This is a genomic window from Ruegeria sp., assembly GCF_965199275.1.
In the GTDB taxonomy this organism is placed as follows: Bacteria; Pseudomonadota; Alphaproteobacteria; order Rhodobacterales; family Rhodobacteraceae; genus Ruegeria.
The window spans coordinates 266,291-280,876 of record NZ_CBDAQX010000022.1 but is presented as its reverse complement, the minus strand read 5'-3'; the positions used below and the strand labels follow the sequence as shown (position 1 = coordinate 280,876).

11 protein-coding genes are annotated in these 14,586 nt (G+C 57.0%); 5 read left to right on the top strand and 6 right to left on the bottom strand.

Annotation, left to right across the window (positions count from 1 at the left end):
• The first annotated feature begins 110 nt into the window (after positions 1–110).
• The 5 genes from xdhA (at position 111) to guaD (ending at position 7,828) form a co-directional block, all read left to right on the top strand.
• The gene (gene xdhA, locus ACOERD_RS21075) at positions 111–1,574 is read left to right on the top strand and encodes a xanthine dehydrogenase small subunit (RefSeq protein ID WP_419740343.1); all 1,464 of its coding nucleotides are present in this window, start codon (positions 111–113) and stop codon (positions 1,572–1,574) included.
• Positions 1,575–1,589: 15 nt separating this feature from the next.
• On the top strand, positions 1,590–3,908 hold the full coding sequence (xdhB, locus tag ACOERD_RS21070; RefSeq protein ID WP_419740342.1) for a xanthine dehydrogenase molybdopterin binding subunit: 2,319 nt from the start codon (positions 1,590–1,592) through the stop codon (positions 3,906–3,908).
• Positions 3,909–3,911: 3 nt separating this feature from the next.
• Positions 3,912–4,790, top strand: a complete 879-nt coding sequence (gene xdhC, locus ACOERD_RS21065; RefSeq protein ID WP_419740341.1) for a xanthine dehydrogenase accessory protein XdhC — start codon at positions 3,912–3,914, stop codon at positions 4,788–4,790.
• Positions 4,791–4,833: 43 nt separating this feature from the next.
• Entirely contained in the window at positions 4,834–6,435 is a 1,602-nt protein-coding gene (locus ACOERD_RS21060) for a xanthine/uracil/vitamin C permease (RefSeq protein ID WP_419740340.1), read from the top strand.
• A 64-nt stretch (positions 6,436–6,499) separates the two neighbouring features.
• The gene (guaD, locus tag ACOERD_RS21055; RefSeq protein WP_419740339.1) at positions 6,500–7,828 is read left to right on the top strand and encodes a guanine deaminase; all 1,329 of its coding nucleotides are present in this window, start codon (positions 6,500–6,502) and stop codon (positions 7,826–7,828) included.
• A gap of 398 nt (positions 7,829–8,226) precedes the next feature.
• On the opposite strand, the gene ACOERD_RS21050 is transcribed toward guaD, so the two are convergent.
• The 6 genes from ACOERD_RS21050 to ACOERD_RS21025 all read right to left on the bottom strand — a co-directional run bounded on the left by ACOERD_RS21050 (position 8,227) and on the right by ACOERD_RS21025 (position 14,585).
• Positions 8,227–9,285, bottom strand: coding sequence for a 2Fe-2S iron-sulfur cluster-binding protein (locus tag ACOERD_RS21050; RefSeq protein ID WP_419740338.1), 1,059 nt, complete (start codon positions 9,283–9,285; stop codon positions 8,227–8,229).
• Positions 9,286–9,297: 12 nt separating this feature from the next.
• A complete protein-coding gene (locus ACOERD_RS21045) occupies positions 9,298–9,771 on the bottom strand; it encodes a hypothetical protein (protein WP_419740337.1) in 474 nt (157 codons plus the stop codon).
• An 18-nt stretch (positions 9,772–9,789) separates the two neighbouring features.
• Complete coding sequence (locus tag ACOERD_RS21040) at positions 9,790–10,947, bottom strand: aromatic ring-hydroxylating oxygenase subunit alpha (RefSeq protein ID WP_419740336.1); 1,158 nt, start codon at positions 10,945–10,947, stop codon at positions 9,790–9,792.
• Between the two features lie 388 nt (positions 10,948–11,335).
• Complete coding sequence (gene istB / locus ACOERD_RS21035; protein WP_419737606.1) at positions 11,336–12,067, bottom strand: IS21-like element helper ATPase IstB; 732 nt, start codon at positions 12,065–12,067, stop codon at positions 11,336–11,338.
• Positions 12,054–13,562, bottom strand: a complete 1,509-nt coding sequence (gene istA / locus ACOERD_RS21030) for an IS21 family transposase (protein WP_419737605.1) — start codon at positions 13,560–13,562, stop codon at positions 12,054–12,056. Before istA ends, istB begins: the two co-directional genes overlap by 14 nt.
• A gap of 123 nt (positions 13,563–13,685) precedes the next feature.
• The gene (locus ACOERD_RS21025; RefSeq protein ID WP_419740335.1) at positions 13,686–14,585 is read right to left on the bottom strand and encodes an ABC transporter permease; all 900 of its coding nucleotides are present in this window, start codon (positions 14,583–14,585) and stop codon (positions 13,686–13,688) included.
• Between the last annotated feature and the right edge of the window lies 1 nt (position 14,586).

Here is a 14,586-nt window from a genome sequence, read left to right as displayed (position 1 = left end):
TTCAACGTTTTGTTGAAAGTATTTGTCATTTCCGACAATTTTAAGACTCAATCTCTGACTCTATGGTCCAGCGGCGACCCACCCGAAGGCAGGTGTAGAGGGAGATTAGCATGACGCCGCGCACTGACATCCGATTTGTCCTGAATGGCAAGGATGTATCCGTTCCAGACGTATCAGCCGACCAGACTCTTCTGGATTTTCTACGTCTCGAACGACGACTGACCGGCACCAAGGAAGGCTGCGCCGAAGGCGATTGCGGCGCATGTACCGTACTTGTCGGGCGGCTTGGGCGGACAGGACTTGCCTATGCTCCGGTGAACGCGTGCATTCGGTTCCTCGCCTCTTTAGACGGCTGCCATGTCGTGACGGTTGAGCATCTGTCCGGCCACGAAGGTCGCCTGCATCCGGTACAGCAAGCTATGGTGGACCATCACGGCAGTCAGTGCGGGTTCTGCACGCCGGGCTTCGTGATGGCGCTCTATGCGCTGTGGATGCAAACGCCTGAGCCAACAGAGGCGCAGGTCGAAACCGCTTTGCAGGGCAATTTGTGCCGTTGCACCGGGTATGAGCCGATCATTCGGGCGGCCGTTGCAGTCAGTCGCTATGGCACCCCAGCCTCGGACTACTTGAACACCGAACGTGAGGCCATGACCGCGCGTCTGGCAGCGTTGAAAGACGGGCGGCGCGTTGTCTCGGGGCCCAAGGACAATCTAAGCATCCTTCCCTCCAGCGTGGATGATCTGGCCGAGTGCCTGCAGACTTACCCAGAAGCCACTATCGTCGCGGGCGCAACGGATGTGGGCCTTTGGGTCACGAAATTCCTACGCAAGATCGGACCGGCGATTTTTACTGGACATCTCGAAGACCTGAAAACAGTTGAAAAACAGGGCCGACACCTGCTGATCGGCGCAGGTGCCAGCTACACCGATTGCCAGGATCTGCTGTCCCAGCATCTACCGCACCTGACCTCATACTGGGATCGTATTGCCGGGTGGCAGGTACGCAATATGGGCACAGTGGGCGGCAACATCGCAAACGGCTCTCCCATTGGGGACACGCCACCTGTGCTGATCGCGATTGGAGCGGAAATCACGCTACGCCGAGGGTCCGACGCGCGGACTTTGCCACTGGAAGCGTTCTTCATCGACTACGGGAAACAGGATCGCCGACCGGACGAATTTGTCGAAAGCATCCGCGTCCCCCTGCCTCAGCCAAAGGCCCTGAACGCCGCCTACAAGATCTCGAAGCGCCGGGACGAGGATATATCCTCGGTCGCGGCTGGTATTCATATGTCGGTTGAAGACGGTATCATCCGCGACGCCCGCATCGCAATGGGAGGCATGGCCGCGACGCCAAAGCGCGCGTCTGCTGCCGAGGCTGCTCTGAACGGTCAGCCCTGGTCGCGGGAAAGTTTCGAAGCGGCGGCAACTGCGCTGTCTCAGGATTTCTCCCCCCTGACCGATTGGCGAGCCTCGTCCGACTATCGGATGCTGACGGCCCAGAACCTGCTGCGTCGGTTCTTCCTCGAACATGACGCCCAGACAGACACCCCCGTTCAACTGGCTTGTGCGTAACAAGGAGACGACACAATGAAAGACACCGTTTCCATCGTTGGGGCCGCCCACACCGACGTCAACCACGACAGCGCGATCAAGCATGTTACCGGAGGGGCCGATTACACCGACGATATCACCCTGCCCCAAGGCGCGCTGCACGCCTATCTTGGCGTGTCCGATGTGGCCCATGCCAAACTGTTGGGCATCGATTTTGCGAAGGTTCTGGCGACACCCGGCGTTGTTGGTGTTCTGACGGCAGATGACGTGCCGGGGGTCAATGACATCAGCCCAACGCATCTGAACGACGAGCCGGTTTTCCCAACTGACGCCATTCAATTTCACGGCCAACCCCTGTTTGCCGTCATAGCCGAGACTCGCGACATCGCACGCCGTGCCGCCGAGCTGGCAGACATCGAATACGAAACCCTGCCCCATGCGCTTGACCCCACGGAGGCCCAAAACGCTGGCTACCCGTATGTCACCGCCCCTCTCAAGCTAGAGCGCGGGGATGTTGCCCCCGCTCAGGCTGCGGCCCCCAATCGGATCCAAGGCCGGATGCGCGTTGGCGGTCAGGACCACATGTACCTTGAAGGGCACATCGCCTTTGCCATTCCGGGCGAAGATGACGATGTGGTCGTGCATTGTTCGACCCAACATCCATCTGAGGCGCAGCATATGGTGGCCCATGTTCTTGGGGTACCGTCCAATGCGGTTGTGGTCAATGTCCGTCGCATGGGTGGTGGCTTTGGCGGCAAGGAAAGCCAGATGAACCTGTTCTGCGTTGTGGCCGCCATGGCCGCGAAGAAGTGGAACAGGGCCGTCAAAATCAGACCCGACCGGGATCAGGACATGACGGCAACCGGCAAGCGCCATGACTTTGTGATCGACTATGACGTGGCCTTTGACGATGCCGGTCGCATTCAAGCTGTTGAAAGCAGCTTTGCCGCGCGCTGCGGGTTCTCGGCAGATCTGTCGGGGCCGGTGACCGACCGTGCGCTGTTTCACGCAGATAACGCTTATTTTTACCCGAATGTGCGCCTTGACAGCCATCCGATGAAAACCAACACGGTCTCAAACACCGCTTTCCGCGGATTTGGCGGGCCGCAAGGGGTAATCGCGGCGGAAAGGATGATCGAGGAAATTGCCTACGCCACGGGTCAGGACCCTCTGGATGTGCGAAAGGCCAATTTCTATGGCACCGAAGAGCGGAATGTGACGCCTTATCATCAGGTGGTCAAAGACAGCATTCTGGACCGGCTGGTCGGAGAGTTGGAGGAGACCTCAGACTACCGCCAGCGCCGTCAGGACATTATCGCTTTCAACCAATCCTCCCCGATCCTGAAAAAGGGGATCGCGCTGACGCCGGTGAAATTCGGCATCTCGTTCACGTCGACGTGGTACAATCAGGCCGGTGCACTGGTGCATGTCTACAAAGACGGCTCGATCCATCTTAACCACGGCGGCACTGAAATGGGGCAAGGCCTCAACACCAAGGTCGCGCAGGTGGTGGCTGCGGCCTTTCAGGTTGATTTCAGCCGGATCAAGATCACCAAGACAACAACCGAGAAGGTCCCAAACACATCCGCCACCGCAGCCTCTAGCGGCACCGACCTGAACGGAATGGCCGCGTTGAACGCGGTTGAGCAGATCAAGGAACGGCTGGTGAAATTCGCCTCGGAAACATGGGAAGTAAGCCCCGAGCAGGTGATCTTTCTCACCAACCATGTTCATATCGGCGAAGAGGTTCTGCCCTTCGATGTCTTCATCAAACGGGCCTATCTGGCGCGTGTGCAGTTGTCGGCAGCCGGGTTCTACAAAACCCCCAAGATCCACTGGGATCGTGATAAGGGCCAAGGCCGCCCGTTCTACTACTACGCCTATGGCGCATCCTGTTCGGAAGTGACCATAGATACCCTGACCGGAGAATACCAGGTCGACCGCACGGATGTGCTGCACGATGTCGGACGCTCGTTGAATCCCGTTCTGGACAAGGGTCAGGTTGAGGGGGCCTTTATTCAGGGCATGGGCTGGCTTACCACCGAAGAGCTTTGGTGGGATGATGCCGGTCGCCTGCGCACCCATGCTCCGTCGACATACAAGATCCCGCTGGCGTCGGACCGCCCGCGTATCTTCAACGTCAAACTCGCCGATTGGTCGGAAAACCGAGAGTTGACGATCAAACGCTCCAAAGCCGTGGGCGAGCCGCCCTTCATGCTGGGTATTTCGGTGTTCGAGGCCTTGTCGATGGCCGTGGCATCCGTCGCCGACTACCGGGAATGTCCTCGACTGGACGCCCCGGCCACGCCCGAGCGTGTCCTGATGGCCGTTGCCCGCCTGCAAAACGGTGCCTAAACGATGCCTGCAGCGCAATCCCTGAAGACGTTTCTGTCCGAACAAAGCAGCGTAATCCGCATCGCGCTGACGCGTGTGCGCGGGTCTTCGCCGCGCAACGAAGGGACTGAGATGTTCGTATCGCCAAGCGCGCTTTGGGGGACGATCGGCGGTGGGCAATTGGAGTTCATGGCCATCAACGCCGCGCGGGACATGCTGCGAGACGGGTCGCTACACCGGGAAATGGATGTACCGCTCGGACCCGAAATTGGCCAGTGCTGCGGGGGACGGGTCGAGTTGCAACTGACCCGCATGCGGTCCTCGGACAAGGGGGCCGCAACCGACCGGGCGGCGCTGCGCGAAAATGCCTTGCCGCATGTCTACGTGATGGGGGCGGGTCATGTGGGGCGCGCACTTGCGGATCTTTTTCAGCACTTGCCTGTGCGCTGCATCCTTGTCGACACACGGGCCGAGGAAATTGACCTCTGCACCGCGGATGTTGAAACCCGGCTGAGTGCAATCCCCGAAGCCGAAATCCTCAGTGCGCCTGCGGGCAGCGCCTTTATCGTCCTGACCCATGATCACGGGCTGGATTTCCTGCTGACCACCGCCGCGCTTGACCGTCAGGATGCGGCCTATGTTGGCATGATCGGATCCGCGACCAAGCGGATCAAGCTGAGGAATTGGGCACACAAACAGTGTGACGGACAATCCATCGAACATTTGAGATGCCCCATCGGGGCAAGCGGTAGCCGCGACAAGCGGCCCAGCGTCATCGCCGCCTTTGTGGTGGCCGAGGTGATGGCTGAACTGACCTCTGAAACTGCCGCGACCGCCCCAACCGGGGCAACCAAGGCGCCCCATGCGGGCCAACATCACGACCGGAGAGGGAGATCCGCCTGACATCCACCAGGCAATTCCGGTCCTATCAGAGGAGGAGACCGTCATGGACGGGAGGACCTACGAATACAAGCTTTTTACCCGCAGCGACTTCAGCGCTTTCTGGGCGCTTTTTACGGATAACCTAGTGAACCTGCTGATCCTTTCCGGGGTCTGTCAGTTCGTGTTCCAAATGCCAGCCGAGATCGTTTTTGGCCGCATCGTACCCGGTGCCGCCATAGCAATCCTGGCCGGTGTCAGGGTCTACACGGCTCTCGCCAAATGGGCGGCCACCAGGAAGGGCCAAGATGTCACCGCCCTGCCCTACGGCATCTCGACGCCGGTCATGTTCGTCTATCTTTTCGGCGTAATTGGACCCATTTACTGGGCCACCAATGACCCGATGCTGGCCTGGCAGGTAGGAATCGGCGCGGGCTTCATGGGCGGGATCGTTGCAGCCCTTGGGGCGTTTGTGGGTCCCTACCTGAAACGCATTACACCGCGCGCCGGGATGCTCGGCACGTTGTGCGGCATTGCGCTGGTCTTTATCGGCTCCGTCCCCCTGGCCGAGGTGTTTGAGAGCCCGATCATCGGTTTTACCTCGTTGCTGTTCATCCTTTGGGGTCTGATCGGGCGGTTCCGCCTGCCGGGGAATGTGCCTGCCGGTCTGGTCGCGATTGCGGCTGGTACGGTGATCGCCATCATCATTGGTGAATCGACAATCGACACAAGCGGCATCGGCTTCTACCCGCCGATCCCCTATTTCGGTGACCTTGTCGCCGGTGTGCAGTACCTGTTCGCCAACCCTGAGCTGTTTCTGGTGCTGATCCCGGTGCAGATCTACAACTTCATCGAAACCATGAACAACGTGGAATCCGCCGAGGCCGCGGGCGATCACTACCCCGTCGGGCTGTGCCAGGTAACGGATGGCGCGGGCACGATGCTGGGCGCACTGTTTGGCTCTCCTTTCCCGACGACCGTTTACATCGGTCATCCGGCCTACAAGCGGCTTGATGCACATGCGGGCTACATCGTGGGTGTGGCCGTTGTGATCGCGGCTGCCGCTTTCCTGGGCTTCCTGTCCTTCCTCGCGGGTCTTATCCCGATCGCGGCTGCGGCACCCGTTCTGGTCTTTGTCTCGGTTAGCCTGATCACCAACACGGCCTGGGCAGTGAAGCCAATGCACATGGCTGCGGTATCTTTCGCGATCCTGCCCCATATCTCGGCCTTCCTGATGGTCAAATGGGGGTCACTGATGAACGCGCTGCGCAGTAGCGGTGTCGAAGGCTTGCCTGCGCTGGGTGACGAAGGCCTGACCGCGGCGCTGTTGATGGAGGGGGCCCATTACGAAGGACATCTGGCGCTAAGCCAGGGTGCGATCATCACAGGTCTGATTTGGGGCGCCATTGTGGCCGACGTGATTGACGGCCGGTTCCGTATGGCAGGGGCGTTTGCCGTCGCCGGCGGGCTGATGTCGGCGGTGGGGATCATCCACTCTTACACGCTGCAGATGCCGCAGTTCGACGGGATTACAATCGGCTATCTGATCGTCGGCGGGTTCCTGTATCTCTACCCGATGCTCGCCCCTAAAGAGGATCTTGAGCATCGCGTGATCGTTCCAGATGAGCCCGATCTGATCGACGACGATACACCTGCACAACAGGCCTGATCCATGATGGGGCAGCCTCAGGGCTGCCCCCCTACCCGTTTTCCCACGACATACGAGACATTCCATGACACAGAGATTGCTGCGCGGTCGTCTGCTGACCTTTCATCGTGAGCCCCAGAACGGCGAAGATACCGGCGCCTATACCTATCTTGAGGACGGCGCGCTGCTGATCCGGGACGGGATCATTCAGGACACCGGCCCGTTCTCGACGATCAGCGCAAAGGCCGAAGACGTGCCTGTGACGGACCATCGCCCTCATCTGATGATGGCGGGGTTTATCGACACCCATATCCACTTCCCTCAAGTGCAGGTGATCGCCTCGTGGGGCGCACAGCTCTTGGACTGGCTCAACACCTACACATTCCCCGAAGAAACCCGCTTTGCCTCGGACGGGCACAGCGCGACCATGGCGCGGGCGTTCTATGACCAGTTGATCGCGCATGGCACCACGACGGCGGTTGCCCATTGCTCGGTCCACAAACCCTCGGCTGACGCGTTCTTTACCGAGGCAACCAGACGCAACATGCGTATGATCGGAGGCAAGGTCCTGATGGACCGCAACGCGCCTCAGGCGCTGCAGGATACGCCGCAAACCGGATATGACGACACCAAAGCCCTGATCGCCGACTGGCATGGCAAAGGGCGCAATGGCTATGTCATCACGCCCCGGTTTGCGATCACCTCAACCCCGGACCAGATGGCGATGGCCCAGGCGCTGGCGCAAGAGCATCCCGACTGCCACATCCAGACACACCTGTCGGAAAACAAGGACGAGATTGCTTTTACCAGACAACTCTACCCGCAGGCGCGGGACTATCTGGATGTCTACCAGTCCTACGGTTTGCTGGGACGGAGAACCCTGCTGGGACACTCCATTCATCTTGAGCCGCGAGAGATTGACGTGCTGGCCGAAACCGGCGCGCATCCCGTGTTCTGCCCGACCTCGAACCTGTTTCTAGGCAGCGGCCTGTTTGATCATGCCAGGCTAAGCGCGCGCGGAATCGCCAATGGGATTGCAACGGATGTTGGTGCTGGCACCAGCTATTCAATGCTGCAAACCCTGAACGAAGGTTACAAAGTCCTGCAATTGCAAGGGACAGCCCTGCACCCTCTGCAAGCGTTCCATTGGGCAACCCGCGGCAATGCCTGCGTTCTGGGCCTCGAAGACAAAATCGGTACGCTCGCCCCAGGAAGCGAAGCCGACGTAGTTGTTCTGAACGCACGCAGCACCCCGGCCATGGCCCTACGTATGGACCGCGTAGACAACCTGTCACAAGAGCTGTTCGTCCTGCAGATGATGGGAGACGACCGCTCGATTGAGGAAGTCTATGTGTCGGGAACACCCAGTAAGGTTACAGGGCCGCAACCTGAACTAGCCAAAGTCCCTGCCTAGCGGCACCTGTAACGCGGGCCCATTTCCAGCCCGCGACGGTCTTTGATAGAAAGCCCGGATCAGTTGACTTGCTCGATCCGGGCTAGACCCAGCAGCAACGCGCGACCAAGTTCCTCACCGCATTAGACAACTAGCGCGGGATTCCTAAGGTGCCCAGTAAATCCTTTAGTTCCCATGACAAACCGATCTGTTACCCGCCATTCCACACATCGAGTAGAAAGGCAGGTGACGGTATCATCTTGTGCGAATTGGCCACGAATACCAGTAAGTTAAGTCAGGATGCGGGTCAGTAAGGAGCTTTGATTTTCTTGCCGCAAACACGAAAAATCCCTTAACCTGCGGTGCAGGGTTTTGATTTGATTGCTTCGTTTTTATCTGCGATTGTCGTGATCCCGACTCTACTCCTCAAACTTCAACGTGATGCTCTCTTGCGTCGCTACGCTTTGACAGCACAGAACGAGTCCCTTTGAGATATCGTCGTCTTCGAGTGCAACTCGGTTCCGCATATGGACGGCCCCTTCAGTAAGCCGGGCAACACAGGCACCACAAACACCGGACTGGCAACTGTATGGTGGGTTCAAGCCTTTCGCTTGAGCAGCTTCCAGTATGGTTTGACCCGCAGCCACCGGTACGTCATGCCATGCACCATGCAGATTTATGCGGGCTGTCGCCGCTACCCCTGATGTGCTGAGGTCGGGCTCAACATTGCCACCAAAGCTTTCCGTGTGAATGCGATCGTCTGGCACGTCCAAATTCTTGAGCGCGGCCCGCAGGTCCGTGTTCATGCTGCCCGGACCGCAGATCCAGTACTGCACGTCCTGCGCTACAGGTGGGGTCTCGGCAATAGCGGCCTGAACGGCGTTTGCATCCAACCGACCCGTGCGCCAAGGGCTGAACCAACTGAGCAATGACGGGTGTGACAGAACATGTCGCACAGAAAAGCGTTTCGGGTATCGAGCTTGAAAATGCTCCAACTCGTCCCGAAAAATGATACTGTCCGCGTTGGTGTTGCCGAAAACCAAATGCGCGACGGAATGCGGCTCTGCCGTCAAAACGGCATTGATCATCGCGTATAGGGGCGTGATACCACTGCCCGCGCCAAAGAAATAATGCGTGCGGCGTTTAAGGGGTCCGGGCGTTAAGGTGAACTTTCCAAAGGGGGGCATGACTTCGATGATATCCCCTACCGACAGAGCATCACCAATATGGTTCGACACGATCCCGCCTTTCACACGTTTCACAGTGATACGCAGTGCGGATCCAGGAGGGTTTGAGATGGTGTAGCTGCGCCTATGCTCCCGTCCTTCGATCAGAAAACTGACAGTCAGATGTTGCCCCGCTGTCCATTTAAACAGATCAGCCAGTCTGGCAGGGACATCTAAAGTGACACTTGTGGCTACACCGCCGATCTCTGTGCGGATGTCAGATACGCTCAATGGATAGAAGTCGCGTCGCATTAAATCACCCAATCACCGGTAGTCATAGGTTGTGGTCAATGACCGGATCACTATCCCGCCAAGGTAAGGTTCAAAGACAAACTCATCTGTTTGACGCATTTTTCCGGCATATCCCTGCCAATCATATTCAACATCCGTAACCGCGGTTACGTGGTGGACCTCATCTTCGGTGCGGGTGGTCAATTTAGGCTTGGATCGCTCAGTTACCTTATAGTCCTCCAGATCCTTGGGGAGTTCAGCATCGGTAGCGGCGGTAACGTCCCCCACACGGTAAGTGAAGACATCATCTTCCTGCTCGGTACCGTATTTGAGGACGATCCGGTGTGTGGCTTCGGGATGCCAACTGTCCCACGTAGCCAGAAGGCTATCTTCGTCTTGAGCCGCAATGACACGGGCAGAGATCTCCTCAGGCGTTTCTGCTTGCGCTGTCAGCACCAAAGCCGACGCGATGACCACGCCTGTCAGGGTGGCTTGAACGGGCGTCATGAGCGATCTCCGCATTGTTCAATCATCCTTCATGAACTCCAACACGGCTTTCTGGTGCTGGGTAATCGGGCTTTCACCAATCCCGGCCGGGCCGATTTCCAGATAAGGGCTTTTCAGAGACTTCTGTTGTTGTTCGCAGGCATAGATATCCTCGGTCGTGAAATCTCCGGATGCCATCGGATCGTCTTCGCCAGCGACGTCGTCCCCTTGGTACTTCGCACCGCCAAAGTCCTTCCAAAAGCCCCAGCTTTTCCACTGCTGTTTCTGAAACGCCCAGTCTGATGCGTTGGCCAGCTTCGAGCGGTTTTCGATACGCGTCAGGTCCGGCGCCAGTGGCGTAATGATAAACAGGTTCCAGCTTTCCTCACTGGCCCCGATACCAATGCCGGGAAAGAGCATTGGAACCCAGGCGCCAACATGGGGTTTTGGAATCGCGCGCGGCATCGGCAGGTTCGCCTCGTGGTCCTTGGCGTACTCCGCGGACGGAGGCTCCCAAAAATGATAATGCGGCCCCTTCCACCCGTATTCTGCTTTGGCATGATCATACATGTGCAGGGTGTTCGAGTGCAGGTGGCTCAGGTGATAGACGTCGATGTAATTCTCGACAACGATCTTCCAATTTGCCTTGATCTCATAGGTGTTCCGGCCTTCAGCGTATTCTACCAATTCCTCGGGCTTGTGCGGGCCAAGGAATGGATCGACCTCGCCAAACCACTCCGCAAGCGTGGGCGCGTTCGGATCAGGATGGACGAACAACATACCGCGCCAGACGTCTACGCTCGCCGGTTTGAGGCCAAGGCAGGATTTATCGATACCACCGGGAAATTCCGACGCCTCATCGGGGACGGAGATCAGATTGCCTTCCAGATCATAGGTCCAATCGTGGTAAGGACACGTCAGCGCTTTTTGCGTCTTTCCAACCGCGCGGATCAGTTGTGTACCGCGATGGCGGCAAATATTGTGAAAGGCCCGCAGCCGGTGATCGCGCCCCATAACGACAAACAGGTTGTTCAAACCTGCCTGCACCGACAGATAGTGCCCGGGGCCTTCGATATCTTCAACCAGTCCCGCAAAACGCCAGGTGCGTGAGAAGATTTGTTGTTGTTCTCGGTCGAACCAATCCTGCGAGGTATAAGCTTCGACAGGCAGGTGATGATACATTTTGGTCATCTTCATCCCTCAGGTCATCAGATGGGCGTATTGCGGAAAAAGGCTGGCGGCGAGCATCATCAGTCCTGACAAAGCCCAGAGGCAGACAATGGCCCAGAATAGAACTGGATCGTCGTCTCGATTGATCTCGAATACCAGAAAAGCCTGACCATTCAGGATGGTCGGAATGGTCCACCACAGGAAGAGCAGCCCCCAGACCTGTCAATCGGCATTGAATAATGACCCCCCATCGGCGTCCAAATTTGACCCCCCTTGGAGCTAAGAGGGGCGTTGAGGGGGTCGTGTTTAGGTTGATTCAGGAGGGGGTGGACAGCAGGTCAAACCGAAAAGAGAGCGTAGCTCGACTGAAGGTTTGACCTGCTGTCTGTTTTGAATTTATTCCCCGATTTCGAGGTTAGTCGCGGTGGTTAATTCGCCAGCTTTCGTTCCCGGTTTCGATGATATCGCAATGGTGTGTCAGTCGATCCAGGAGAGCAGTGGTCATTTTGGCATCTGTGAACACACTCGGCCATTCAGCAAATGCGAGGTTGGTTGTTAGCAGAATAGACGTTCGCTCGTACAGTTTGCTGATGAGATGGAAGAGTAATCGTCCACCAGACTCTGCGAACGGCAGATAACCGAGTTCGTCTATAATCACGAGGTCGACGCGGATCAGCTGCTCGCTGAGCCGCCCGGCGTTGCCTTCGCGATGTTCAGCCTCCAGCTTGTTCGCGAGATCCACAGCGCTGAAGAACCTGACCCGCCGGCGGTTATTGACCGCGTGGCCCCCGATCGCTGTTGCGAGATGCGTTTTGCCCGATCCGGTTCCACCGACCAGCACGCCATTCCTGGCCTGGTCCATAAAATCGCCGTCATGAAGATTGCGCACGACTTCCTCGTTGACGGGGCTGACCGTGAAGTCGAACTCAGGTAAGGACTTGCAGACCGGGAACTTTGCGGCACCCATCTGATACCGGATCGAGCGCGCAGTCTTTTCGGCCAGTTCGGCCGTGAGGAGTTCGGCCACGACCTGTTGGGGCCGCCAGTTGTTTTTGGCTGCGGCCTGCATCACTTCGTCAAAGCAGTTGACGATGCCTGGCAACTTCAGTTGACGGGCAAGTTCGAGAATTTCCTTACGCAGTTGCATGGGAGCCTCCAAGCCTGTCATAGCGAGCGCAATCCGCGATCGGTGCCATTTTCAGCTGCAGGTGGGCAGGCGGCTCAATCGCCTTTGGCGGCGGGGGATTGGTGCGCCGAGAGACAATGTTCAGGATCGCATCGGCCTTGCGCAGGCCAGATTTTAGAGCTTCTTCGCAGGCAGCCTCGACCACATCAATGTCGTGCTGGTAAGCAGCGAAAAGAATATCGGCAAGTTGCCGGTCTCCGTCGGATGTGCCCCGCAGATGGGTCCAGATCTGCGTCATTGCCGGTGGTAGGTCCCAGTCACGGAACGGTGCTCCATTGCGCAGAGCGCCAGGCTTGCGCTTGAGGACGGGCACATAGTGCCAAGGGTTGAAGATCGTTTTTCCTCGGCCGAAGCACCGTTCGTGCTCTCCGACAATCTCACCGTCTTGGCGCAGGACAATCCGCGTGGCGTAGACCTGCAACTGGACCTGACGTCCAACAGCTCTTGCCTCAACGCTGTATTTGTTTCTTTCGAAGTTGATCAGGCAGGTTCGGCTCACGGCGACCGTCTTTTCACGGAACCCGACGAAGGGCTTCTGCAGATGCGTCAGCAGCGGCTTTTCCTGCTGGAACTCCTCCCAGACCGTCACCTCCAGGTTTTCCGGATGCCGCAGTTCTTTTGCGCGTTTGATCGCGTCTTTTTGCAGCCGGGCATTCAATTCATCGAAGTCGGCCACCTCCAGACGCGGTGTAAAACTATAGGCGCGGCTCTCCTTGACCAGATTCTCAACCTGACCCTTCTCCCAACCGGCCGCGCGCGTACAGGCGATCGGGTTCACCAGATGATGAGAACACATCCGGGAGAATGCCTTGTTGAACTTTCTTTCCTTGCCCGACAGGATCGCATCGACGGCGGTCGTCATGTTATCGTAGATCCCGTTGATGCAGCCTCCACCAAAGAATTTGAAGGCCTCGTCGTGGGCATCAAAGACCATCTCCTGCGTCTCGCGCGGATAGGCAATGGAGAATGGCATGCGGCTATGGCAAAGTTTGAAATGGGCAACCTTCACGGTCGTGAGTGCACCGTCCATCAAAACCGTCTCCACACTCCAGTCGAACTGGTACGCCTCCCCAGGATCAAAGATCAGCGGGATGAACGCCTGCGCCTGTTGTCGGCCGTGCGCAATGCGCCAATTCTTTGTGTAGCGTCGAACACTGTCATACCCGCCGCCAAAACCATCATCGGAGAGTTCCTTCCAGATTTTGGTCATCCGCTTGCGGTGTTTCTTCGGAAGCGCCTCGTTCTCCTCAAGCGTTTCATCCAGACGCGCGCGCCAAGGCCCGAGCACCGGGTATGGCTGCGATTTGCGCTCATATTTGAACTCCGTCACTCCCGATCGGATTATCTTTCGAACCGTTGCACGGCTCAAATTGAGCGAACGGCAAATTTCCTTGATGCTCTTTTTTTCGATCAGGTGTAAGCGACGCACTTTTCTAATAGTTTCCACGCAAATCATCCCGCTTGCCTCTCCATCGACTGCTCAATGAAAAGGATGTCTACAACCATAGGGAGGGGTCAAATTTGGACGCCGATTTCCCCGCTTAGGGGGTCAAAATTGCACGCTTTTCTACAAGCGCATTCAGCCTCTCCCAAGAAAACGAGTGCTGAAACGAAAAATTAGTATCAACAGAAAGAGCGTAGCAAAGGTTGTCAGCAATAGGACAACGCCAAGTGCGCTTGCCGCACCCCAATCAAACCGGTTCTCGAGAATGGCGGTGATCTGGTTTGAAACCATGGTGACACGCCCCCCACCAAGAACGGCGGGAGTGACATAAAATCCAAGGCAGAGAATGAAGACTATTAGCCCGCCAGCCGCTATTGCCGGAAACGCCAAAGGCAAAAACACATAACAAAATGCAATTGAAGGGCGGGCTCCGAGAGTGGCTGCCGCTGGGAGGAGTTTTTGATCAATTTTCGAAATGGAACTGTATACGGGCAGGACGAAAAACGGCAGCATGATGTGAACCATACCGACAAGCGTGCCGGTAAAATTGTAGACCAGCTGCAAAGGAGCGTCCACTAGACCGATGGTCAGCGCGAAGGTGTTGATCAAACCATCCTTCTGCAAGAGAACAAGCCAAGCATAAGTCCGCACAAGCAGCGATGTCAGACAGGGCAGAAGAACAACAACAAAAATTAAACTCGCCAACCGTTTCGGCAAATGAACAAGAAAATAGGCAAACGGAAACCCCAAAGCGATGCAAATAAGTGTTGTACAAATACTCACCTGAAACGTCGTTGCAAATGTTCGGGCGTAGGATCTCTGCTCGACAATTGTTCGATAGTTCTCAAGAGAGTAATTCCCGTCATCTCCTATGAAAGATAGATGGAAAAGCCACGATAGAGGTGTCAGCACAGCGAAAGAAATGATCAATAAGGATGGCAGAGCAAGAGCCCACAACAGCCACTTTTCCCTGACCTGCTGACGGTGGAGCAGTTGACTGTTCGCAAAACCGATTTCGGAAAAATCCTGCTGCATT

Bases quoted from the DNA above. Each gene is read 5' to 3' on its own strand.
- guaD (WP_419740339.1), top strand. From the start codon at position 6,500: ATGACACAGAGATTGCTGCGCGGTCGTCTGCTGACCTTTCATCGTGAG.
- istA (WP_419737605.1), bottom strand. From the start codon at position 13,562: ATGATTTGCGTGGAAACTATTAGAAAAGTGCGTCGCTTACACCTGATC.
- xdhB (WP_419740342.1), top strand. From the start codon at position 1,590: ATGAAAGACACCGTTTCCATCGTTGGGGCCGCCCACACCGACGTCAAC.
- ACOERD_RS21040 (WP_419740336.1), bottom strand. From the start codon at position 10,947: ATGAAGATGACCAAAATGTATCATCACCTGCCTGTCGAAGCTTATACC.
- xdhA (WP_419740343.1), top strand. From the start codon at position 111: ATGACGCCGCGCACTGACATCCGATTTGTCCTGAATGGCAAGGATGTA.
- ACOERD_RS21050 (WP_419740338.1), bottom strand. From the start codon at position 9,285: ATGCGACGCGACTTCTATCCATTGAGCGTATCTGACATCCGCACAGAG.
- ACOERD_RS21060 (WP_419740340.1), top strand. From the start codon at position 4,834: ATGGACGGGAGGACCTACGAATACAAGCTTTTTACCCGCAGCGACTTC.
- istB (WP_419737606.1), bottom strand. From the start codon at position 12,067: ATGCAACTGCGTAAGGAAATTCTCGAACTTGCCCGTCAACTGAAGTTG.
- xdhC (WP_419740341.1), top strand. From the start codon at position 3,912: ATGCCTGCAGCGCAATCCCTGAAGACGTTTCTGTCCGAACAAAGCAGC.
- ACOERD_RS21025 (WP_419740335.1), bottom strand. From the start codon at position 14,585: ATGCAGCAGGATTTTTCCGAAATCGGTTTTGCGAACAGTCAACTGCTC.
- ACOERD_RS21045 (WP_419740337.1), bottom strand. From the start codon at position 9,771: ATGACGCCCGTTCAAGCCACCCTGACAGGCGTGGTCATCGCGTCGGCT.